Source organism: Pseudomonas nunensis (assembly GCF_024296925.1).
Classification (GTDB): domain Bacteria; phylum Pseudomonadota; class Gammaproteobacteria; order Pseudomonadales; family Pseudomonadaceae; genus Aquipseudomonas; species Aquipseudomonas nunensis.
In genome coordinates this window covers 1,500,745-1,517,146 of sequence record NZ_CP101125.1, presented here as the reverse complement: position 1 = coordinate 1,517,146, position 16,402 = coordinate 1,500,745, and the positions used below count along the sequence as shown (strand labels likewise).

Annotated in this window: 13 protein-coding genes; 6 read left to right on the top strand and 7 right to left on the bottom strand. The window is 58.8% G+C overall.

Annotated elements, in window-relative coordinates; genetic code table 11:
* Positions 1-2 precede the first annotated feature (2 nt).
* From crcB to NK667_RS06715, 4 genes are all read right to left on the bottom strand, one after another.
* Complete coding sequence (crcB, locus tag NK667_RS06730; protein WP_027614675.1) at positions 3-377, bottom strand: fluoride efflux transporter CrcB; 375 nt, start codon at positions 375-377, stop codon at positions 3-5.
* On the bottom strand, positions 377-1,699 hold the full coding sequence (locus NK667_RS06725; RefSeq protein ID WP_054614124.1) for a replication-associated recombination protein A: 1,323 nt from the start codon (positions 1,697-1,699) through the stop codon (positions 377-379). Before NK667_RS06725 ends, crcB begins: the two co-directional genes overlap by 1 nt.
* Before the next feature lie 216 nt (positions 1,700-1,915).
* Complete coding sequence (gene lolA / locus NK667_RS06720; protein ID WP_054053642.1) at positions 1,916-2,539, bottom strand: outer membrane lipoprotein periplasmic chaperone LolA; 624 nt, start codon at positions 2,537-2,539, stop codon at positions 1,916-1,918.
* A 65-nt stretch (positions 2,540-2,604) separates the two neighbouring features.
* Positions 2,605-5,010 carry a DNA translocase FtsK gene (locus NK667_RS06715; RefSeq protein WP_083471288.1) on the bottom strand — a complete coding sequence of 802 codons (2,406 nt, stop codon included), beginning with the start codon at positions 5,008-5,010 and terminating at the stop codon, positions 2,605-2,607.
* 306 nt (positions 5,011-5,316) lie between these two features.
* Between NK667_RS06715 and trxB the strand changes: the two genes are divergently transcribed.
* The 4 genes from trxB (at position 5,317) to infA (ending at position 8,114) form a co-directional block, all read left to right on the top strand.
* Complete coding sequence (gene trxB / locus NK667_RS06710) at positions 5,317-6,276, top strand: thioredoxin-disulfide reductase (RefSeq protein ID WP_054614122.1); 960 nt, start codon at positions 5,317-5,319, stop codon at positions 6,274-6,276.
* A 64-nt stretch (positions 6,277-6,340) separates the two neighbouring features.
* On the top strand, positions 6,341-7,021 hold the full coding sequence (gene aat, locus NK667_RS06705) for a leucyl/phenylalanyl-tRNA--protein transferase (protein WP_054614121.1): 681 nt from the start codon (positions 6,341-6,343) through the stop codon (positions 7,019-7,021).
* A 55-nt stretch (positions 7,022-7,076) separates the two neighbouring features.
* A complete protein-coding gene (locus tag NK667_RS06700; RefSeq protein WP_054053650.1) occupies positions 7,077-7,784 on the top strand; it encodes an arginyltransferase in 708 nt (235 codons plus the stop codon).
* A 111-nt stretch (positions 7,785-7,895) separates the two neighbouring features.
* Complete coding sequence (infA, locus tag NK667_RS06695) at positions 7,896-8,114, top strand: translation initiation factor IF-1 (RefSeq protein WP_002553999.1); 219 nt, start codon at positions 7,896-7,898, stop codon at positions 8,112-8,114.
* Positions 8,115-9,068: 954 nt separating this feature from the next.
* On the opposite strand, the gene clpA is transcribed toward infA, so the two are convergent.
* Together clpA and clpS are read right to left on the bottom strand one after the other, a co-directional pair.
* Positions 9,069-11,339 (bottom strand): ATP-dependent Clp protease ATP-binding subunit ClpA, encoded by a 2,271-nt coding sequence (gene clpA, locus NK667_RS06690; protein ID WP_054053653.1) that lies wholly within the window; start codon positions 11,337-11,339, stop codon positions 9,069-9,071.
* A gap of 30 nt (positions 11,340-11,369) precedes the next feature.
* On the bottom strand, positions 11,370-11,753 hold the full coding sequence (gene clpS / locus NK667_RS06685; RefSeq protein ID WP_054053655.1) for an ATP-dependent Clp protease adapter ClpS: 384 nt from the start codon (positions 11,751-11,753) through the stop codon (positions 11,370-11,372).
* Positions 11,754-11,978: 225 nt separating this feature from the next.
* Here clpS and NK667_RS06680 point away from each other — a divergent pair, with 225 nt between their 5' ends.
* Entirely contained in the window at positions 11,979-12,260 is a 282-nt protein-coding gene (locus tag NK667_RS06680) for a cold shock domain-containing protein (protein ID WP_054616212.1), read from the top strand.
* A gap of 62 nt (positions 12,261-12,322) precedes the next feature.
* On the opposite strand, the gene icd is transcribed toward NK667_RS06680, so the two are convergent.
* Positions 12,323-13,579 carry an NADP-dependent isocitrate dehydrogenase gene (gene icd / locus NK667_RS06675; RefSeq protein ID WP_017339594.1) on the bottom strand — a complete coding sequence of 419 codons (1,257 nt, stop codon included), beginning with the start codon at positions 13,577-13,579 and terminating at the stop codon, positions 12,323-12,325.
* 494 nt (positions 13,580-14,073) lie between these two features.
* Between icd and NK667_RS06670 the strand changes: the two genes are divergently transcribed.
* Positions 14,074-16,299 (top strand): NADP-dependent isocitrate dehydrogenase, encoded by a 2,226-nt coding sequence (locus tag NK667_RS06670; protein WP_054614120.1) that lies wholly within the window; start codon positions 14,074-14,076, stop codon positions 16,297-16,299.
* Positions 16,300-16,402 lie beyond the last annotated feature (103 nt).

Genomic DNA, 16,402 nt, shown 5'->3' with positions numbered 1-16,402 from the left:
TATCAAAGTTTGGTCAAGGACAGGCCAGCCCAGGTGGCGAGCAGCCCGCCGAATACGCTGATGGCAGCATAGCCCAGGGCCAGCGGCACTTGCCCGCTTTCAAGCAGGCGCACCGTATCCAGTGAAAAGGATGAAAAAGTCGTCAGCCCCCCGAGGAAGCCGACCATCAACCCGGCGCGCACCTCAATCGGCACCTCCGGGCGTATCAAAAACAGACCGTATAGAACGCCGATCAGCAAACAGCCGACGATATTAACGGCCAGCGTCGCGGTATAGAAGTGCCGCGGCCAATTAGCGTTGACCCAATTGCCGGTGGCGAAGCGCAACAGCGTGCCGGCGATCCCGCCGACGGAAACTGCAACGATCAATGGAAGCACTATTTTCTCCGCTGCCGGGGGCTCAGACGATCAAGTTGCGCAAGGTGGTTGAGCTTCTCGCCGATCTTCAATTCCAGGCCGCGCGGCACCGGTTGATAGAACGGTTGTGGCTCAAGCTCTTCCGGGAAGTAGTCTTCGCCGGCGGCATAGGCGTCCGGCTCATCGTGGGCATAACGGTATTCATCACCGTAACCCAATTGCTTCATCAGCTTGGTCGGCGCATTGCGCAGGTGCAGCGGCACTTCCAGCGAACCGTGCTCGGTGGCGCTGCGCATTGCGGCTTTGAAACCCATGTACACCGCGTTGCTTTTCGGCGCGCAGGCCAAATAGGTGATGGCTTGGGCCACCGCCAACTCGCCTTCGGGGCTGCCGAGGCGCTCCTGCACTTCCCACGCTGCCAGACACAGGCTCAGAGCGCGCGGGTCGGCATTACCGATGTCTTCGCTGGCCATGCGCACCACGCGCCGGGCCAGGTATAGCGGATCGCAACCGCCGTCGATCATACGCGCGAACCAGTACAACGCGCCGTCGGGGTTGGAGCCGCGTACGGATTTATGCAGTGCGGAAATCTGGTCGTAGAACGCTTCGCCGCCCTTGTCGAAACGCCGACGGGTGTCGCCGAGCAGACTTTGCAGCAGATCGATGCCGATCTCGCTGTCGTCTTCCGCGAGGTCGGAAGCGTTTTCCAGCAGGTTGAGCAGACGCCGGCCATCGCCATCGGCGGCGGACAGCAACATCTGGAAGCCCTCATCGCTGAGGGTCAGTTGCCGTTTGCCCAGGCCACGCTCTTCGGTCAGCGCGCGGTGCACCAATTTGCGCAGGGCTGCTTCGTCGAGGCTTTTGAGCACGTAGACGCGCGCGCGTGAGAGCAAGGCGTTGTTGAGTTCGAAGGATGGGTTTTCGGTGGTCGCGCCGATGAAAATCAGCGTGCCGTCTTCCACGTACGGCAGGAAAGCATCCTGCTGGGCCTTGTTGAAGCGGTGCACTTCATCGACAAACAGGATGGTGCGCTTGCCGTACTGGCCGGCCTGCTGCTTGGCGATTTCCACCGCCTGACGGATTTCCTTCACGCCGGCCAATACCGCCGACACCGTTTCGAAATGCGCATCCGAGACTTCCGCCAGCAGCCGCGCCAGGGTGGTTTTGCCTACTCCCGGCGGCCCCCAGAAGATCATCGAGTGCAGGGCACCCTGCTCCAGCGCTTCACGCAAAGGCTTGCCGCGAGCGAGCAGGTGTTCCTGACCGACGTACTCATCCAGATTGGCTGCGCGCAGGCGAGCGGCCAAGGGTTGAGCAATCGGGGCACTGCGAAACAGGTCCATCACGTACAGTTAAAACCTCGAGTTATTACGTTGCTCTCACGCTTGGAGAAAAACCTGTGGCGAGGGGGCTTGCCCCCGTTGGGTCGCGAAGCGGCCCCAAAACCTGCAATCGCGGTGTAACAGCCATACCACGCCTGTGGATTTTACGACTGCTTCGCAGCCGAACGGGGGCAAGCCCCCTCGCCACACAAGCTTCGCTCCTACAGGGCTTGCGGGTTATTCCTGGATCACGTCCGCACCCTTGGGGATGTCGAATTTGAACTTGGACGCCGGGATCGGCTCGTTGGCCTTCACGCCGGTGAACAGGATATTGGTGCGCTGACCGACGCTGTCGATCAACTGCATGTCATTGACCAGGCCATTGCGGAACGACAGGCGCAGGCTGTCGAACAGGGTGTCCTTGGTTTTTGGCTTCAAGGTGAAGTCGATCACGCCGCCGGCTTCCTTGGCGCTGATGTCGAAGCTCTGGCTGATCTTGGACACGTCACCGGACAGCAGCAAGGCCGGGGTCTGGGTCAGTCGCAGGTCGAGGGTCTTGATGGTGACCTGTTCCAGGTCCGGGTCCCACAGGGTGACTTTCTTGCCGTCGGACACCATGGTTTGTTCAGCCGGCGCATTGGTGTGCCAGTAGAACAGGCCCGGACGCTGCAGCGACATGTCGCCAGCGGTTTCCTGCAATTGGGTGCCGCTGCCATCCAGTGTCAGCTGCGAGAAACGCGCGGTCAGGGTCTTGGATGTTTCCAGCAATTGGGTCAGGCGCGCCACGTCCTTGTCATCGGCGTGGGCCGAGAGTGTGGTCAAAGCCAGTACCGGCAGCAACAGCATGCGGATAAGACGCATGGGAGTCCTCTTGATATGCGTGGGGATGCGGCGGTGCGTCATTGCTCCACCGCTTTTCAGTTCAATCAGTCGCGCACCGGGCCAGGGGCCAGGACTTCGCGCGAACCGTTGGTATTCATGGACGTCACGACCCCGGCCATTTCCATGGCTTCGATCATGCGTGCGGCGCGGTTGTAGCCGATTTTCAGCTTGCGCTGAACCGCCGAGATGGAAGCGCGACGGCTTTCCAGCACGAACTGCACGGCTTCGTCGTAGAGCGCGTCGGATTCACTGTCTTCATCGCCGCCGCTACCGCCTTCAAAGCCGCTACCCGGCTCTTCGACACCGGCCAGGATCTCGTCGTTGTATTCCGGTGCTCCGCGCAGCTTCCAGGCTTCAACCACCCGGTGAACTTCGTCATCGGATACGAACGCGCCGTGGACCCGGATCGGCAGACTGGTGCCCGGCGGCATGTAGAGCATGTCACCGTGGCCCAGCAGTTGTTCGGCGCCACCCTGGTCGATGATGGTCCGGGAGTCGATCTTGCTCGATACCTGGAACGCCATGCGCGTCGGAATGTTGGCCTTGATCAGACCGGTGATCACGTCAACCGACGGACGCTGGGTCGCGAGGATCAAGTGGATACCGGCCGCACGGGCCTTCTGGGCGATACGCGCGATCAGTTCTTCAACCTTCTTGCCGACGATCATCATCATGTCGGCGAATTCGTCGACGACCACCACGATGGTCGGCAGTTTGTGCAGCAGCGGTGCTTCGTCGTGGATGCTTTCGCGCTTGTACAGCGGATCGGACAGCGGCGTACCCGCCTCCTCCGCATCCTTGACCTTCTGGTTGAAGCCCGACAGGTTACGCACGCCCATCTTCGCCATCAGTTTGTAGCGACGCTCCATCTCCGCCACGCTCCAGCGCAGGGCATTGGCCGCGTCCTTCATGTCGGTGACCACCGGGCAGAGTAAGTGCGGAATGCCTTCGTAGATCGACAGCTCAAGCATTTTCGGGTCGATCATGATCAGCTTGGCGTCTTCCGGGCCGGACTTGAACAGGATCGACAGGATCATCGCGTTCACACCCACCGACTTACCGGAACCGGTCGTACCGGCCACCAGCAAGTGGGGCATTTTCGCCAGATCGGTGATGACCGGCTTGCCACCGATGTCGTGGCCCAGGGCCAGGGTGACCGGCGATTTGAAGTTGTCGTACTCGGGCGATGACAGCACTTCGGAGAAGCGCACGATCTGCCGATCTTCGTTAGGGATCTCGATACCGACGGTGGTCTTGCCCGGAATCACTTCCACCACCCGCACGCTGGTCACGGCCAGGGAACGCGCCAGGTCTTTCGCCAGGTTGGAAATGCGGCTGACCTTGACGCCTGCGGCCGGCTGGATTTCGTAACGGGTAATTACCGGGCCGGGGTGAATCGAATCCACGGTGACTTCGACGCCGAATTCCTTGAGCTTGATTTCCAGCAAGTGGCCAACCGCAGCCAGGGATTCGGGCGAGTAATTGAGTTGTTTCTTTTCTGCCGGGTCGAGAATCGAGATCGGCGGCAAGGTACCTTCCACGGCGCTGTCGACGAACAACGGCGCCTGCTTCTCTTTCTCCACGCGCTTGCTCGGCGCGGCCGGTTTGGACGGCGCTGGGGCAATCACGGGCGGAACCTGCTTCTCGCGGTCCGACATGTGCTTGCTCAGGGCTTGTTCGCGTTCGATCAGGCGTTCCTTGACCTTGGCTTGCTCGCGTTTGTCGGTGACGGTCGGCGCCACAACGTCGTGGACGCGGTCGTCGACTTCACGCAACTGGGCGACCAATTGCTTGCGTTCGACACGGGCGGCCCACCAGCGATTGGCTGCGCCCTGGAACAGTTCGAACAGGTCGAGGGTGATCTTGCCGGTAAGGTCCATCACCTTGAACCACGACAGGTCAGTGAACACCGTCAGGCCAAACAGGAACAGGGCGATGAACAACAGCGTGCTGCCCTGGATGTTCAAGGCGTTGCGGGCCAGGTCGCCAAGGCTTTCGCCCAACGCGCCACCTGCACCGGCCGGCAGACCGGTCGCCGCATGAAAATGGATATGCGCCAGCGCCGCGCCCGACAACACCAGGAACACCAGGCCGATCAGGCGCCAGGAGAACAGCCAGCCGCTCCACTGCCACGGTTCGTGGCGCTGACGGAAGATCTGGTAGATTTTGACCGCCAGCAGCAGCGGGAAGATGTAGGCGAAGTAACCCAGCACCATGAACAGGATATCGGCGCTGTAGGAGCCCACCGGACCGCCGAAGTTCTGCACGTCGTCGATCTTGCTGTTATGGCTCCAGCCCGGATCGTCCTTGCCATAGGTCAGCAAGGCCATCATCAGGAACAGGCACAAGGCGCCGATGGCGATCAATGCACCTTCCTTGAGTCGGTAGTGCAAATGCTGGCGCCAGAGCGGAACGACGGCTGGTTTAGGTGCTGCGGTGGATTTCTTCAAAACGCTACTTTTCCTGCGCCTATGGCGCGTCCATCTGTTGAATGACTATAAAAACTGCCCAATCCAGGCAGGTAAAAAAGTTAACAGGTGCAACTGGGACTACTTTTAACACTGCACCCCGGTGTTTCAAAACAGGGCAAGCACTGCTTTTTTATTACAAGCGCTGTTACAAGCAGGCATTGTACGGGTTTGTTCGCCCGATGCCATGCTTGCGGCCCTTGGGTGTAGCATAGCCAAAGGCACATGACACACGGTTCAATTTGAGCACGCATTCTCTTTTGTGACAAAGGCTTATGAGGTGTTTTTATGAGCGAAGCTAAGCATTCACGCCTGATCATTCTGGGTTCCGGCCCTGCCGGTTACAGCGCCGCCGTTTATGCCGCCCGCGCCAACCTCAAACCCGTGGTCATTACCGGCATACAGGCAGGTGGCCAGCTCACCACCACCGTCGAAGTCGACAACTGGCCCGGCGACGTCGAAGGCCTCACTGGCCCGGTGTTGATGGAACGCATGCAAAAACACGCCGAGCGCTTTGACACAGAGATCGTTTACGACCACATCCACACCGCCAAGTTGCAGCAACGCCCTTTCGAACTCATCGGCGACAGCGGCACCTACACCTGCGACGCGCTGATTATCGCGACCGGCGCTTCGGCGCAATACCTGGGCCTGCCTTCGGAAGAAGCCTTCGCTGGCAAAGGGGTTTCGGCCTGCGCAACGTGCGACGGCTTCTTCTACCGCAATCAGGTGGTCGCAGTGGTCGGTGGCGGTAACACCGCCGTTGAGGAAGCACTGTACCTGTCGAACATCGCCAAGGAAGTGCATCTGGTGCACCGACGGGACAAGCTGCGCTCGGAGAAGATTCTTCAGGACAAGCTGTTCGAGAAAGCCGCCAGCGGCAATATCCGCCTGCACTGGAACCAGAACCTCGACGAGGTGCTGGGCGATGCCAGCGGCGTGACTGGCGCTCGCCTGCGCGACAGCCATACCGGCGAAACCAGTGAGCTACCGCTGGCCGGCGTGTTCATCGCCATCGGCCACAAGCCCAACACCGACCTGTTCCAGGGCCAGTTGCCCATGCGTGACGGCTATCTGTTGATCAGGGGTGGCAATGAAGGCGACGCCACCGCCACCGAAATCCCGGGCGTGTTTGCCGCTGGCGACGTGGCCGATCACGTTTACCGTCAGGCCGTGACCTCCGCCGGGGCCGGTTGCATGGCCGCACTGGACGCCGAGAAATACCTCGACGATATTCCGACCGTTTGACGCCCCACTTCACGGCGGGCCCCGTTGCCCGCCACCGCCCTCCCCTACTGCAAGCCCGGATGCCATGCTGACTTGGTTACAACGCAACACCCTGACTTTTCCACCCCTGGAAAAAGCCATGCGCGATCCCAACGGGCTGTTGGCGGCGGGCGGTGACCTGTCCGCCGATCGGCTGGTCCAGGCGTATCGACACGGCTGCTTCCCCTGGTTTTCCGAAGGCCAGCCAATTCTCTGGTGGTCACCGGATCCGCGCACGGTTCTGTTTCCCGACGAACTGCACGTCTCTCGCAGCCTGGGCAAACTGCTGCGCCAGCAACGCTATCAAGTGACCTTCGATCAGGATTTTGCCGCGGTCATCAGCGCCTGCGCCGCACCAAGGGAATACGCCGACGGCACCTGGATCACCGAAGCCATGCAGGACGCCTACCTGGAACTGCATCGGCGCGGCTACGCCCATTCGGTGGAAGTCTGGGACCAGGGCGAACTGGTCGGCGGGCTGTACGGCCTGGCCATGGGGCAGCTGTTTTTTGGCGAGTCGATGTTCAGCCGCGCCGACAACGCCTCCAAATATGGCTTTGCCACACTGGTGCGTCATCTGAAAGACTCAGGCTTTGTGCTGATCGACTGCCAGATGCCCACCGACCACTTGCACAGCCTCGGCGCACGGGCGATACCGCGCAACGAGTTTGCCGGATATCTGGCGCAACACCTGGACCAACCCAATCGCGCCACTTGGGTTTGCTGAGCGACTTTTGCGCGGGTGGCTTACACTTATTTAAAGTTTATCCCGAGGGTTGATCATGACCGAGTTGGCGCGTTTGAAGTTCTATGCCACTCAGCCCCACTCTTGCAGCTATCTGCCCGAGGAGCAGGCCACGACCCTGTTTCTCGACCCTAGCCAGCCCATGGATGTGCATGTCTACGCAGACCTGTCGGAAATGGGCTTTCGTCGCAGCGGCGATCATCTCTATCGGCCTCATTGCCAGAATTGCAATGCGTGCGTTCCGGCGCGCATTCCCGTGGCTCAGTTTTCACCCAACCGTCAGCAGAAACGCATTTTCAAGCGCAACGCCGACCTGCAGGTGCGCCCGGCCAGGCCCAAGTTCAGCGAAGAGTATTTCGATCTTTATCAACGCTATATCGAACAGCGTCACGCCGACGGCGACATGTACCCGCCGAGCCGCGATCAGTTTTCGACGTTCCTGGTGCGTGATCTGCCGTTTTCCCGGTTCTACGAGTTTCGTCTCGACGGACGGTTGGTGGCGGTAGCGGTGACCGACTTGCTGCCCAACGGCCTGTCGGCGGTCTACACCTTCTATGAGCCCGCCGAGGACCATCGCAGCCTCGGACGCTACGCCATCCTCTGGCAAATCGGCGAAGCCCAGCGGCTGGGGCTGGAAGCGGTTTACCTCGGCTACTGGATCAAGAACTGCAAAAAGATGAACTATAAGACCCAGTATCGCCCCATCGAACTGCTGATTAATCAGCGCTGGGTTGTCTTGAACTAAGGCAATCCGTAAACCGCTTGGCGTAAACCCCATTTTTCGGGCACAATGCACGCCGCTTTTGCCTGGCGCAGTTGCACCGGGCCATTCATTGGATACCGAGGGCTTTACTGCATGTCGAAAGAAGACAGCTTCGAAATGGAAGGCACTGTCGTCGACACCCTGCCCAACACCATGTTTCGTGTGGAGTTGGAAAATGGGCACGTCGTAACCGCGCATATTTCCGGCAAGATGCGCAAGAACTACATTCGTATTCTTACCGGTGACAAAGTGCGCGTCGAGCTGACGCCCTATGACTTGAGCAAAGGGCGCATTACTTACCGCGCTCGTTAATCAAGTCAATACAAAACGCCCGGTTATGCCGGGCGTTTTTGTGTCTGGGGTTTGGGGGTTGGGTGAATATCCGTTGCTGCGGTGATGGCGGCTGGCGGTTTCGCTCTTACAGCGAGTCACTTTTGACAAACGCCTCAAAAGTAACCAAAAAGTCTTCGCCCCGGCGTACGGCACCTCGCTTCGCTCGATGTACCCTCGCTACGGTGTCCATCAGGGGGCATCGCCTACGGTCTGCTTCGCGACGACCTCCTCTCGATGTGTGCGGCTTCGCCGCACGGCGCTACGCGCCTACCCCCCTGATGAACACCTACGCTCGGCCTGCCGAAGGGGCGAGAGATCAAGGTCAAGATCAACATCAAAATCAACGTCAAAAGCCACAGCCACAGCCACAGCCACAGCCACAGCCACAGCCACAGCCACAGCAAGATCTGGAGTTTCGGCCCGAATCAAAAGATCGTAGCCTCCGGCAACTCCGGCATCAGTACGTCAGAAAGAGATGAGTCGACCATCAGGCCGTCTTCGCGGGCAAGCCTCGCTCCTACAGGGGGTACGCCACCCGCCCCTCACCACTCAACAGGCCGAGCGTTAGCTCGCCTGCAGCTTTTGATCTTGCTGTGCCCGCCCCTTCGGGAGGCTGAGTGGAGGTGTTCATCTGGGGGTGGGCGCGCAGCGCCGTGCGGCGAAGCCGCACACATCGAGAGGAGGTCGAAGCGAAGCCGACCGTAGGCGATGCCCCCAGATGAATACCGGAACGAAGGAACGCCGAGCCTAAGCGAGGGGCCGGACGCCGGGGCGAGACCTTTTGGTTCCTTTTGGGGCGTTTGCCAAAAGGGACTCGCCGTAAGGGCGAAACCCTAATCAGCCGTTACCGCAGCAACGGATATGTACACAAACGCTAAACCCCACACAGCAAAAAGGCGCCTTTCGGCGCCTTCAGCTTTACAGCAACAACCGTCAGGCCATTTCTGCCGTGGTCTCAAACTCAAAGGTCAACTCGCCATCCTTGAGATCGATATGAACCACACCACCATGGTCAGCCAGTTCGCCAAACAGAATCTCCTCCGCCAGCGGACGCTTGATCTTATCCTGAATCAAACGCGCCATTGGTCGAGCACCCATCGCCGAATCATAGCCGCCCGCTGCAAGCCAACTGCGCGCCGCGTCGGTCACTTCCAACTGCACGCGCTTGTCTTCCAACTGCGCCTGAAGCTCGGTAAGGAACTTGTCCACCACACTTTTGATAACCTCATGACTGAGGCGACCAAACTGAATAATGGTGTCCAGACGGTTGCGGAACTCTGGCGTGAAGCTCTTCTTGATCACTTCCATCGCATCAGACGAGTGATCCTGATGGGTGAAACCAATCGAAGCGCGAGCTGCAGTTTCGGCACCGGCGTTGGTCGTCATAATGACGATCACGTTACGGAAATCCGCCTTGCGCCCGTTGTTATCGGTCAGCGTACCGTGGTCCATGACCTGCAGCAGCAAGTTGAAGACTTCCGGATGCGCCTTCTCGATTTCATCGAGCAACAACACGCAGTGAGGCTGCTTGGTGATGGCTTCGGTCAGCAGACCGCCCTGATCGAACCCGACATAGCCTGGAGGCGCACCGATCAGACGCGATACGGTGTGACGCTCCATGTACTCGGACATGTCGAAGCGAACCAGTTCGATGCCCAGCGCCTTGGCCAACTGACGCGCCGCTTCGGTTTTACCGACACCAGTAGGACCGGCGAACAGGAATGAACCGACAGGCTTGTCAGGCGACTTGAGGCCGGCACGGGACAGTTTGATCGCGGTCGACAACGAGTCGATTGCGGCATCCTGGCCAAATACGGTCAGCTTCAGGTCACGCTCAAGGTTACGCAGCAGCTCTTTGTCGGAGCTGGTGACGTGCTTAGGCGGAATCCGCGCGATTTTCGCCACGATGTCCTCGACCTGAGGCACTTCGATGCGTTTCACGCGTTTCTCGATTGGCTGCAGGCGCTGGTAGGCACCCGCCTCGTCGATAACGTCGATGGCCTTGTCCGGCATGTGCCGGTCGTTGATGTAGCGCGAGGCCAGCTCTGCTGCTGCACGCAACGCTTCATCGCTGTATTCGATGCCGTGGTGCGTTTCGAAACGCCCTTTCAGGCCGCGCAGGATGCTGATGGTGTCTTCGACCGAAGGCTCGGACACATCGACCTTCTGGAAGCGCCGAGCCAAGGCACGGTCCTTCTCGAAGATCCCGCGGAATTCCTGGAACGTGGTCGAACCGATGCAGCGGATATCGCCGGACGACAGCAACGGCTTGAGCAAGTTCGAGGCATCCATGACGCCACCGGACGCGGCACCCGCACCAATGATGGTGTGGATTTCGTCGATGAACAGGATCGCCTGCGGACGTTTTTTCAGTTCATTGAGCAACGCCTTGAAGCGCTTCTCGAAATCACCGCGGTATTTGGTCCCGGCCAGCAAGGCACCGAGGTCAAGGGAGTACACCACGCTGTTGGCCAGCAGGTCCGGTACCTGGTTGTCGACAATGCGCTTGGCCAGGCCTTCGGCAATCGCGGTTTTGCCCACGCCTGCCTCGCCCACCAGCAGCGGATTGTTTTTGCGACGACGCGCCAGGATCTGCGCGACGCGCTCGACTTCCATCTCACGGCCTACCAGTGGATCGATGCGACCCTGGCGCGCGAGTTCGTTGAGGTTGCTGGCATAAGCATCCAGAGGATTGCCTGAAGAAGAAGACTCACCGCCCTCGTCGTCCTGCATATCTTGCTCACCTTCAGAGTGATCGCCGTGCCCCGGTACTTTGGAAATGCCATGGGCGATGTAGTTGACGACATCAATGCGCGCAACGCTCTGCTGTTTCAGCAGGAACACTGCCTGGCTTTCTTGCTCACTGAAGATTGCGACCAGCACGTTGGCGCCAGTCACTTCGCGTTTGCCCGAGCTCTGTACGTGAAAGACAGCACGCTGCAGAACACGCTGGAAGCCCAGGGTGGGTTGGGTCTCGCGATCCTCGTCGTGTACGGGGATCAGCGGCGTGGTGGAGTCGATGAACTCCTGCAGGTCATGCTTGAGTTTGTCGAGGTTTGCGCCGCAGGCACGCAAAACGGTGGCGGCAGCCTCATTATCCAATAGGGCCAACAGGAGATGTTCGACGGTCATGAATTCATGACGTTTCGAACGAGCCTCCTTGAAGGCTAAATTGAGGGTGACTTCGAGCTCGCGGTTTAACATAGCTTCACCTCATACCCAAGTGGTCGGCGATTAACCGTCCTTCTCGATTTCACAGAGTAGCGGATGCTGGCTTTCCCTGGCGTACTGGTTGACCTGCATGGCCTTAGTCTCGGCGATGTCGCGGGTAAACACTCCACATACTGCCCGTCCTTCTGTATGGACGGCCAGCATGACCTTGGTCGCCAGCTCGCGATTCAGGTTAAAAAACACCTCGAGCACTTCGACGACGAAATCCATCGGTGTGTAGTCATCATTAAACAAAACCACCTTGTACATCGGCGGCGCCTGTAAAGCAGGCTTAGCCTCCTGAACAGCAATGCCTGCGGAATCGTCGTCGTGTTCCTCCGGGAGATCTTTCTGGAGAGTCGGGCGATCCTGATTGAATGTTAGTCGAATCTGGCTGATTGCATGCATGGAAAGAAAGGTTCGTCAGTTGTGCAAATACAGTGGTGGGGGCGGCTATCAACGATTTCAACTCCGACTGCCCAGTCACCTTGACTATCGGGAAAACGGTGTTACAACCAATAGAGCCCACAGTGGGTAAAAAAGGTCCGCGGAGTCAATCTTATTTATGAGATTCGACTGCGGATGTACTGGATGATACTCCAGTGATGGAGTCTGTTGCAGAGGGATATGAGCATGGCAGTCGGCAAGGTCAAGTGGTTCAACAATGCCAAGGGGTTCGGCTTCATAAATACCGACGCCCGTGAAGGCAAGGACGAGGACGGTCATACCATTGATTTCTTCGCCCATTATTCGGCCATTGACATGGACGGGTATAAAACCCTCAAGGCCGGACAAGCCGTCAATTTCGAGATCGTCCAGGGCCCCAAAGGCCTGCACGCGGTGAAGATCACGGCAGCGTCTATTGAGCATGAACACGCCACGCCCTTGCCTCATCATGAAAAGGTATCGAACTGACGCAACCGATCATCCAGTCATAAAAAAACCGCCCGAAGGCGGTTTTTTTTGCTGCGAAAGTCTTACATGTGCGAGATCAGCGCGTCGCCGAAGCCGGAAGAAGACACCAGTTTGGCGCCTTCCATCAGGCGTTCGAAGTCATAGGTCACGGTCTTGGCGGAAATCGCGCCGTTGGTGCCCTTGATGATCAGGTCGGCCGCTTCGGTCCAGCCCATGTGCCGCAGCATCATTTCGGCGGACAGGATCAGCGAACCCGGGTTGACCTGGTCCTTGCCGGCGTACTTCGGCGCGGTACCGTGGGTCGCTTCGAACATTGCGATGGTGTCGGACAGGTTGGCACCTGGCGCGATACCGATACCGCCCACTTCGGCCGCCAGGGCGTCGGAGAGGTAGTCGCCGTTCAGGTTCAGGGTTGCAATCACGTCGTACTCGGCCGGGCGCAGCAGGATCTGCTGGAGCATGGCGTCGGCGATGGCGTCCTTGACGATGACGTTCTTGCCGGTTTTCGGGTTCTTGAACTGCATCCACGGACCGCCGTCGAGCAGGGTCGCACCGAACTCTTCAGCCGCCACTTCGTAGGCCCATTCCTTGAAGGCACCTTCGGTGAACTTCATGATGTTGCCTTTGTGCACGATGGTCAGCGAATCGCGATCGTTGTCGACCACGTATTGCAGGGCCTTGCGCGCCAGGCGCTTGGTGCCTTGCAGCGAAACCGGCTTGATGCCGATGCCGCAGTTTTCGTCGAAACGGATCTTGGTGACGCCCATTTCATCTTTCAGGAACTTGATGACTTTGGTCGCTTCCGGCGAGCCGGCCTTCCATTCGATACCGGCGTAGATGTCTTCCGAGTTCTCGCGGAAGATCGTCATGTCGACGTCGCCTGGCTTCTTGACCGGGCTTGGCACGCCTTCGAACCAGCGTACCGGACGCAGGCAGACGTAAAGGTCGAGTTGCTGACGCAGGGCCACGTTCAGCGAACGGATGCCGCCACCGACCGGAGTGGTCAGAGGGCCCTTGATGGAAACCACGTAATCCTTGACTGCGTCCAGGGTTTCCTGAGGCAGCCAGGTGTCCTGATCGTAAACCTGAGTCGCTTTTTCCCCGGCGTAGACTTCCATCCAGGAAATTTTGCGCTCGCCGCCGTAAGCCTTCTTAACAGCAGCATCGACAACCTTGATCATGACCGGGCTGATATCAACGCCGATGCCATCGCCTTCAATGAAGGGGATGATCGGGTTGTTAGGAACATTGAGAGAATGGTCCGCGTTGACGGTGATTTTGTCGCCGACTGCTGGAACCTGAATCTTCTTGTATCCCATGCTGAACTCCATTGTTTGGATTGAACATCTGGCTTCGTTCGAGCGTACCCCAGTTAAATCGGCGCGCAAACCCTATGTTCCACCCATCTGCCGCAAAGCTGTGCAGTTCGTGATCTACAAGCCTGAAAGCAAAGGGAAAAGCGCCAAACTCAAGCACGGTGCAAGACTCTACGCCGCCCGCTCCCCTGCGACCTTTAGACCAATGGACGAGAATCGTTGCATATGAACCATCGGCAGATTGCCAGCTACCTATGTATAATGCCGCCGCTGACCGAAGGGTCACAAAGGCCAAGCTCTCTATTACGAGACTTTCAGCCAGATTGAAGCCGGACTGTTACCGCAGTCCACCCGCTTGACGCTCGACTGATGCACCCAACATCACCGCGAAGAAATCTCGACATTCGGCTCATGGATGACTTTGAACGAACGCGCTTACCCGGCGCCCCTCGAGTTTCGGCGCACGCTTTAGCAAAGAAGAGAGAGTTAATCCGAATATGCCCACCCGCTCGAAGATCATCTATACCTTCACCGACGAAGCCCCAGCCCTCGCCACCTATTCACTGTTGCCTATCGTAGAGGCCTTCACCGCCTCCGCTGATATCGCCGTGGAAACCCGCGATATCTCTCTTGCAGGGCGCATCCTGGCCAGCTTCCCCGAGCAATTGGGTGACAAAGCCGTAGCCGACCACCTCGCCGAACTGGGCGACCTGGCCGTTACGCCTGAAGCCAACATCATCAAGCTGCCGAACATCAGCGCCTCGGTTCCGCAACTGCAAGCCGCGATCACCGAACTGCAAGCCCAGGGCTTTGCACTGCCGAACTACCCGGAAACCGTGACTACAGAGGCCGATAAAGAAGCCAAGTCGCGTTACGACAAGATCAAGGGCAGCGCCGTTAACCCGGTCCTGCGCGAAGGCAACTCCGATCGTCGCGCACCGCTGTCGGTCAAGAACTATGCACGCAAGCACCCGCACAAAATGGGTGCCTGGGCTGCGGACTCCAAGTCCCACGTCGCGCACATGAGCACCGGTGATTTCTACGGCAGCGAAAAAGCCGCCCTGATCGACGCTGCTGACGCCGTTAAAATCGAACTGATCGCTCAAGACGGCACCACCACCGTCCTGAAAGAAAAAACCACCGTGCAAGCCGGTGAGATCCTCGATTGCGCGGTACTGAGCAAAAACGCCCTGCGCAGCTTCATCGCCGCCGAGATTGAAGACGCCAAGCAAAAAGGCGTGCTGCTGTCGGTTCACTTGAAAGCCACCATGATGAAGGTCTCCGACCCGATCATGTTCGGCCAGATCGTTGCCGAGTTCTATAAAGACGCACTGGCCAAGCACGCTGACGTGCTGGCGCAGATCGGCTTCAACCTGAACAACGGCATCGGCGACCTGTACGCTCGCATCAAGGCTTTGCCGGCTGAGCAACAAGCGCAGATCGAAGCGGACATCCAGGCGGTCTACGCCGTTCGTCCGTCGTTGGCCATGGTCAACTCCGACAAAGGCATCACCAACCTGCACGTGCCAAGCGACGTTATCGTCGACGCCTCGATGCCGGCGATGATCCGTGACTCCGGCAAGATGTGGGGCACTGATGGTCAGCTGCACGACACCAAGGCTGTGATCCCGGATCGCTGCTACGCCACCATCTACCAGGCCGTCATCGAAGACTGCAAGGTAAACGGCGCTTTCGATCCAACCACCATGGGCAGCGTGCCAAACGTTGGCCTGATGGCGAAAAAAGCCGAAGAGTACGGTTCCCACGACAAGACTTTCCAGATCAAGGCCAACGGTGTCGTTCGCGTCACCGACAGTAAAGGCGCCCTGCTGCTGGAACAGTCGGTTGAAGCCGGCGATATCTTCCGCATGTGCCAGACCAAAGACGCGCCGATCCAGGATTGGGTCAAACTGGCCGTCAACCGTGCCCGTGCAAGCGCAACCCCGGCCATTTTCTGGCTGGACCCGATGCGCGCTCACGATGGCGTTGTGATCGAGAAAGTTCAGGCTTACCTGAAAGATCACGACACCTCCGGCCTGGACATCCGCATCATGTCGCCTGTCGACGCGATGAAGTTCACCCTGGAACGCACTCGCGAAGGCAAGGACACCATCTCGGTGACCGGCAACGTATTGCGCGACTACCTGACTGACCTGTTCCCGATCATGGAACTGGGCACCAGCGCCAAGATGCTGTCGATCGTCCCGCTGATGAATGGCGGCGGCCTGTTCGAAACCGGCGCTGGCGGTTCGGCACCGAAGCACGTTCAACAGCTGCTGGAAGAAAACTTCCTGCGCTGGGATTCCCTGGGCGAGTTCCTGGCACTGGCCGCTTCCCTTGAGCACCTGGGTGTGACTTACAACAACCCTAAGGCACTGGTTCTGGCCAAGACCCTGGACCAGGCCACTGGCCAGTTCCTGGACAACAACAAGTCGCCATCGCGTAAAGTCGGCAACATCGACAACCGCGGCAGCCACTTCTACCTGGCGCTGTATTGGGCTCAAGCCCTGGCCGCCCAGTCCGAAGACACTGCACTGCAAGCGCAGTTTGGCCAACTGGCAAAAACCCTGACCGAGAACGAAGCAACCATCGTTGCCGAGCTCAACGCCGTTCAGGGCAAGCCAGTGGACATCGGCGGTTACTACCACGCCAATGCCGAGCTGATCAGCAAGGCGATGCGCCCGAGCAACACCTTCAACGCTGCGATCGCTGCGTTGGTTTAAGGTTGTAAGGATGCAAAGAAGCCCCGGCCCAGCGCCGGGGTTTCTGTTTGTGGACCCACCACATAACCCATGTGGGAGCGGGCTTGCTCGCGAATGCGGTTTA

Coding starts and splice junctions, on each gene's coding strand:
- NK667_RS06725 (WP_054614124.1), bottom strand. CDS start 1,699: ATGGACCTGTTTCGCAGTGCCCCGATTGCTCAACCCTTGGCCGCTCGC.
- lolA (WP_054053642.1), bottom strand. CDS start 2,539: ATGCGTCTTATCCGCATGCTGTTGCTGCCGGTACTGGCTTTGACCACA.
- trxB (WP_054614122.1), top strand. CDS start 5,317: ATGAGCGAAGCTAAGCATTCACGCCTGATCATTCTGGGTTCCGGCCCT.
- aat (WP_054614121.1), top strand. CDS start 6,341: ATGCTGACTTGGTTACAACGCAACACCCTGACTTTTCCACCCCTGGAA.
- NK667_RS06700 (WP_054053650.1), top strand. CDS start 7,077: ATGACCGAGTTGGCGCGTTTGAAGTTCTATGCCACTCAGCCCCACTCT.
- infA (WP_002553999.1), top strand. CDS start 7,896: ATGTCGAAAGAAGACAGCTTCGAAATGGAAGGCACTGTCGTCGACACC.
- clpA (WP_054053653.1), bottom strand. CDS start 11,339: ATGTTAAACCGCGAGCTCGAAGTCACCCTCAATTTAGCCTTCAAGGAG.
- clpS (WP_054053655.1), bottom strand. CDS start 11,753: ATGCATGCAATCAGCCAGATTCGACTAACATTCAATCAGGATCGCCCG.
- NK667_RS06680 (WP_054616212.1), top strand. CDS start 11,979: ATGGCAGTCGGCAAGGTCAAGTGGTTCAACAATGCCAAGGGGTTCGGC.
- icd (WP_017339594.1), bottom strand. CDS start 13,579: ATGGGATACAAGAAGATTCAGGTTCCAGCAGTCGGCGACAAAATCACC.
- NK667_RS06670 (WP_054614120.1), top strand. CDS start 14,074: ATGCCCACCCGCTCGAAGATCATCTATACCTTCACCGACGAAGCCCCA.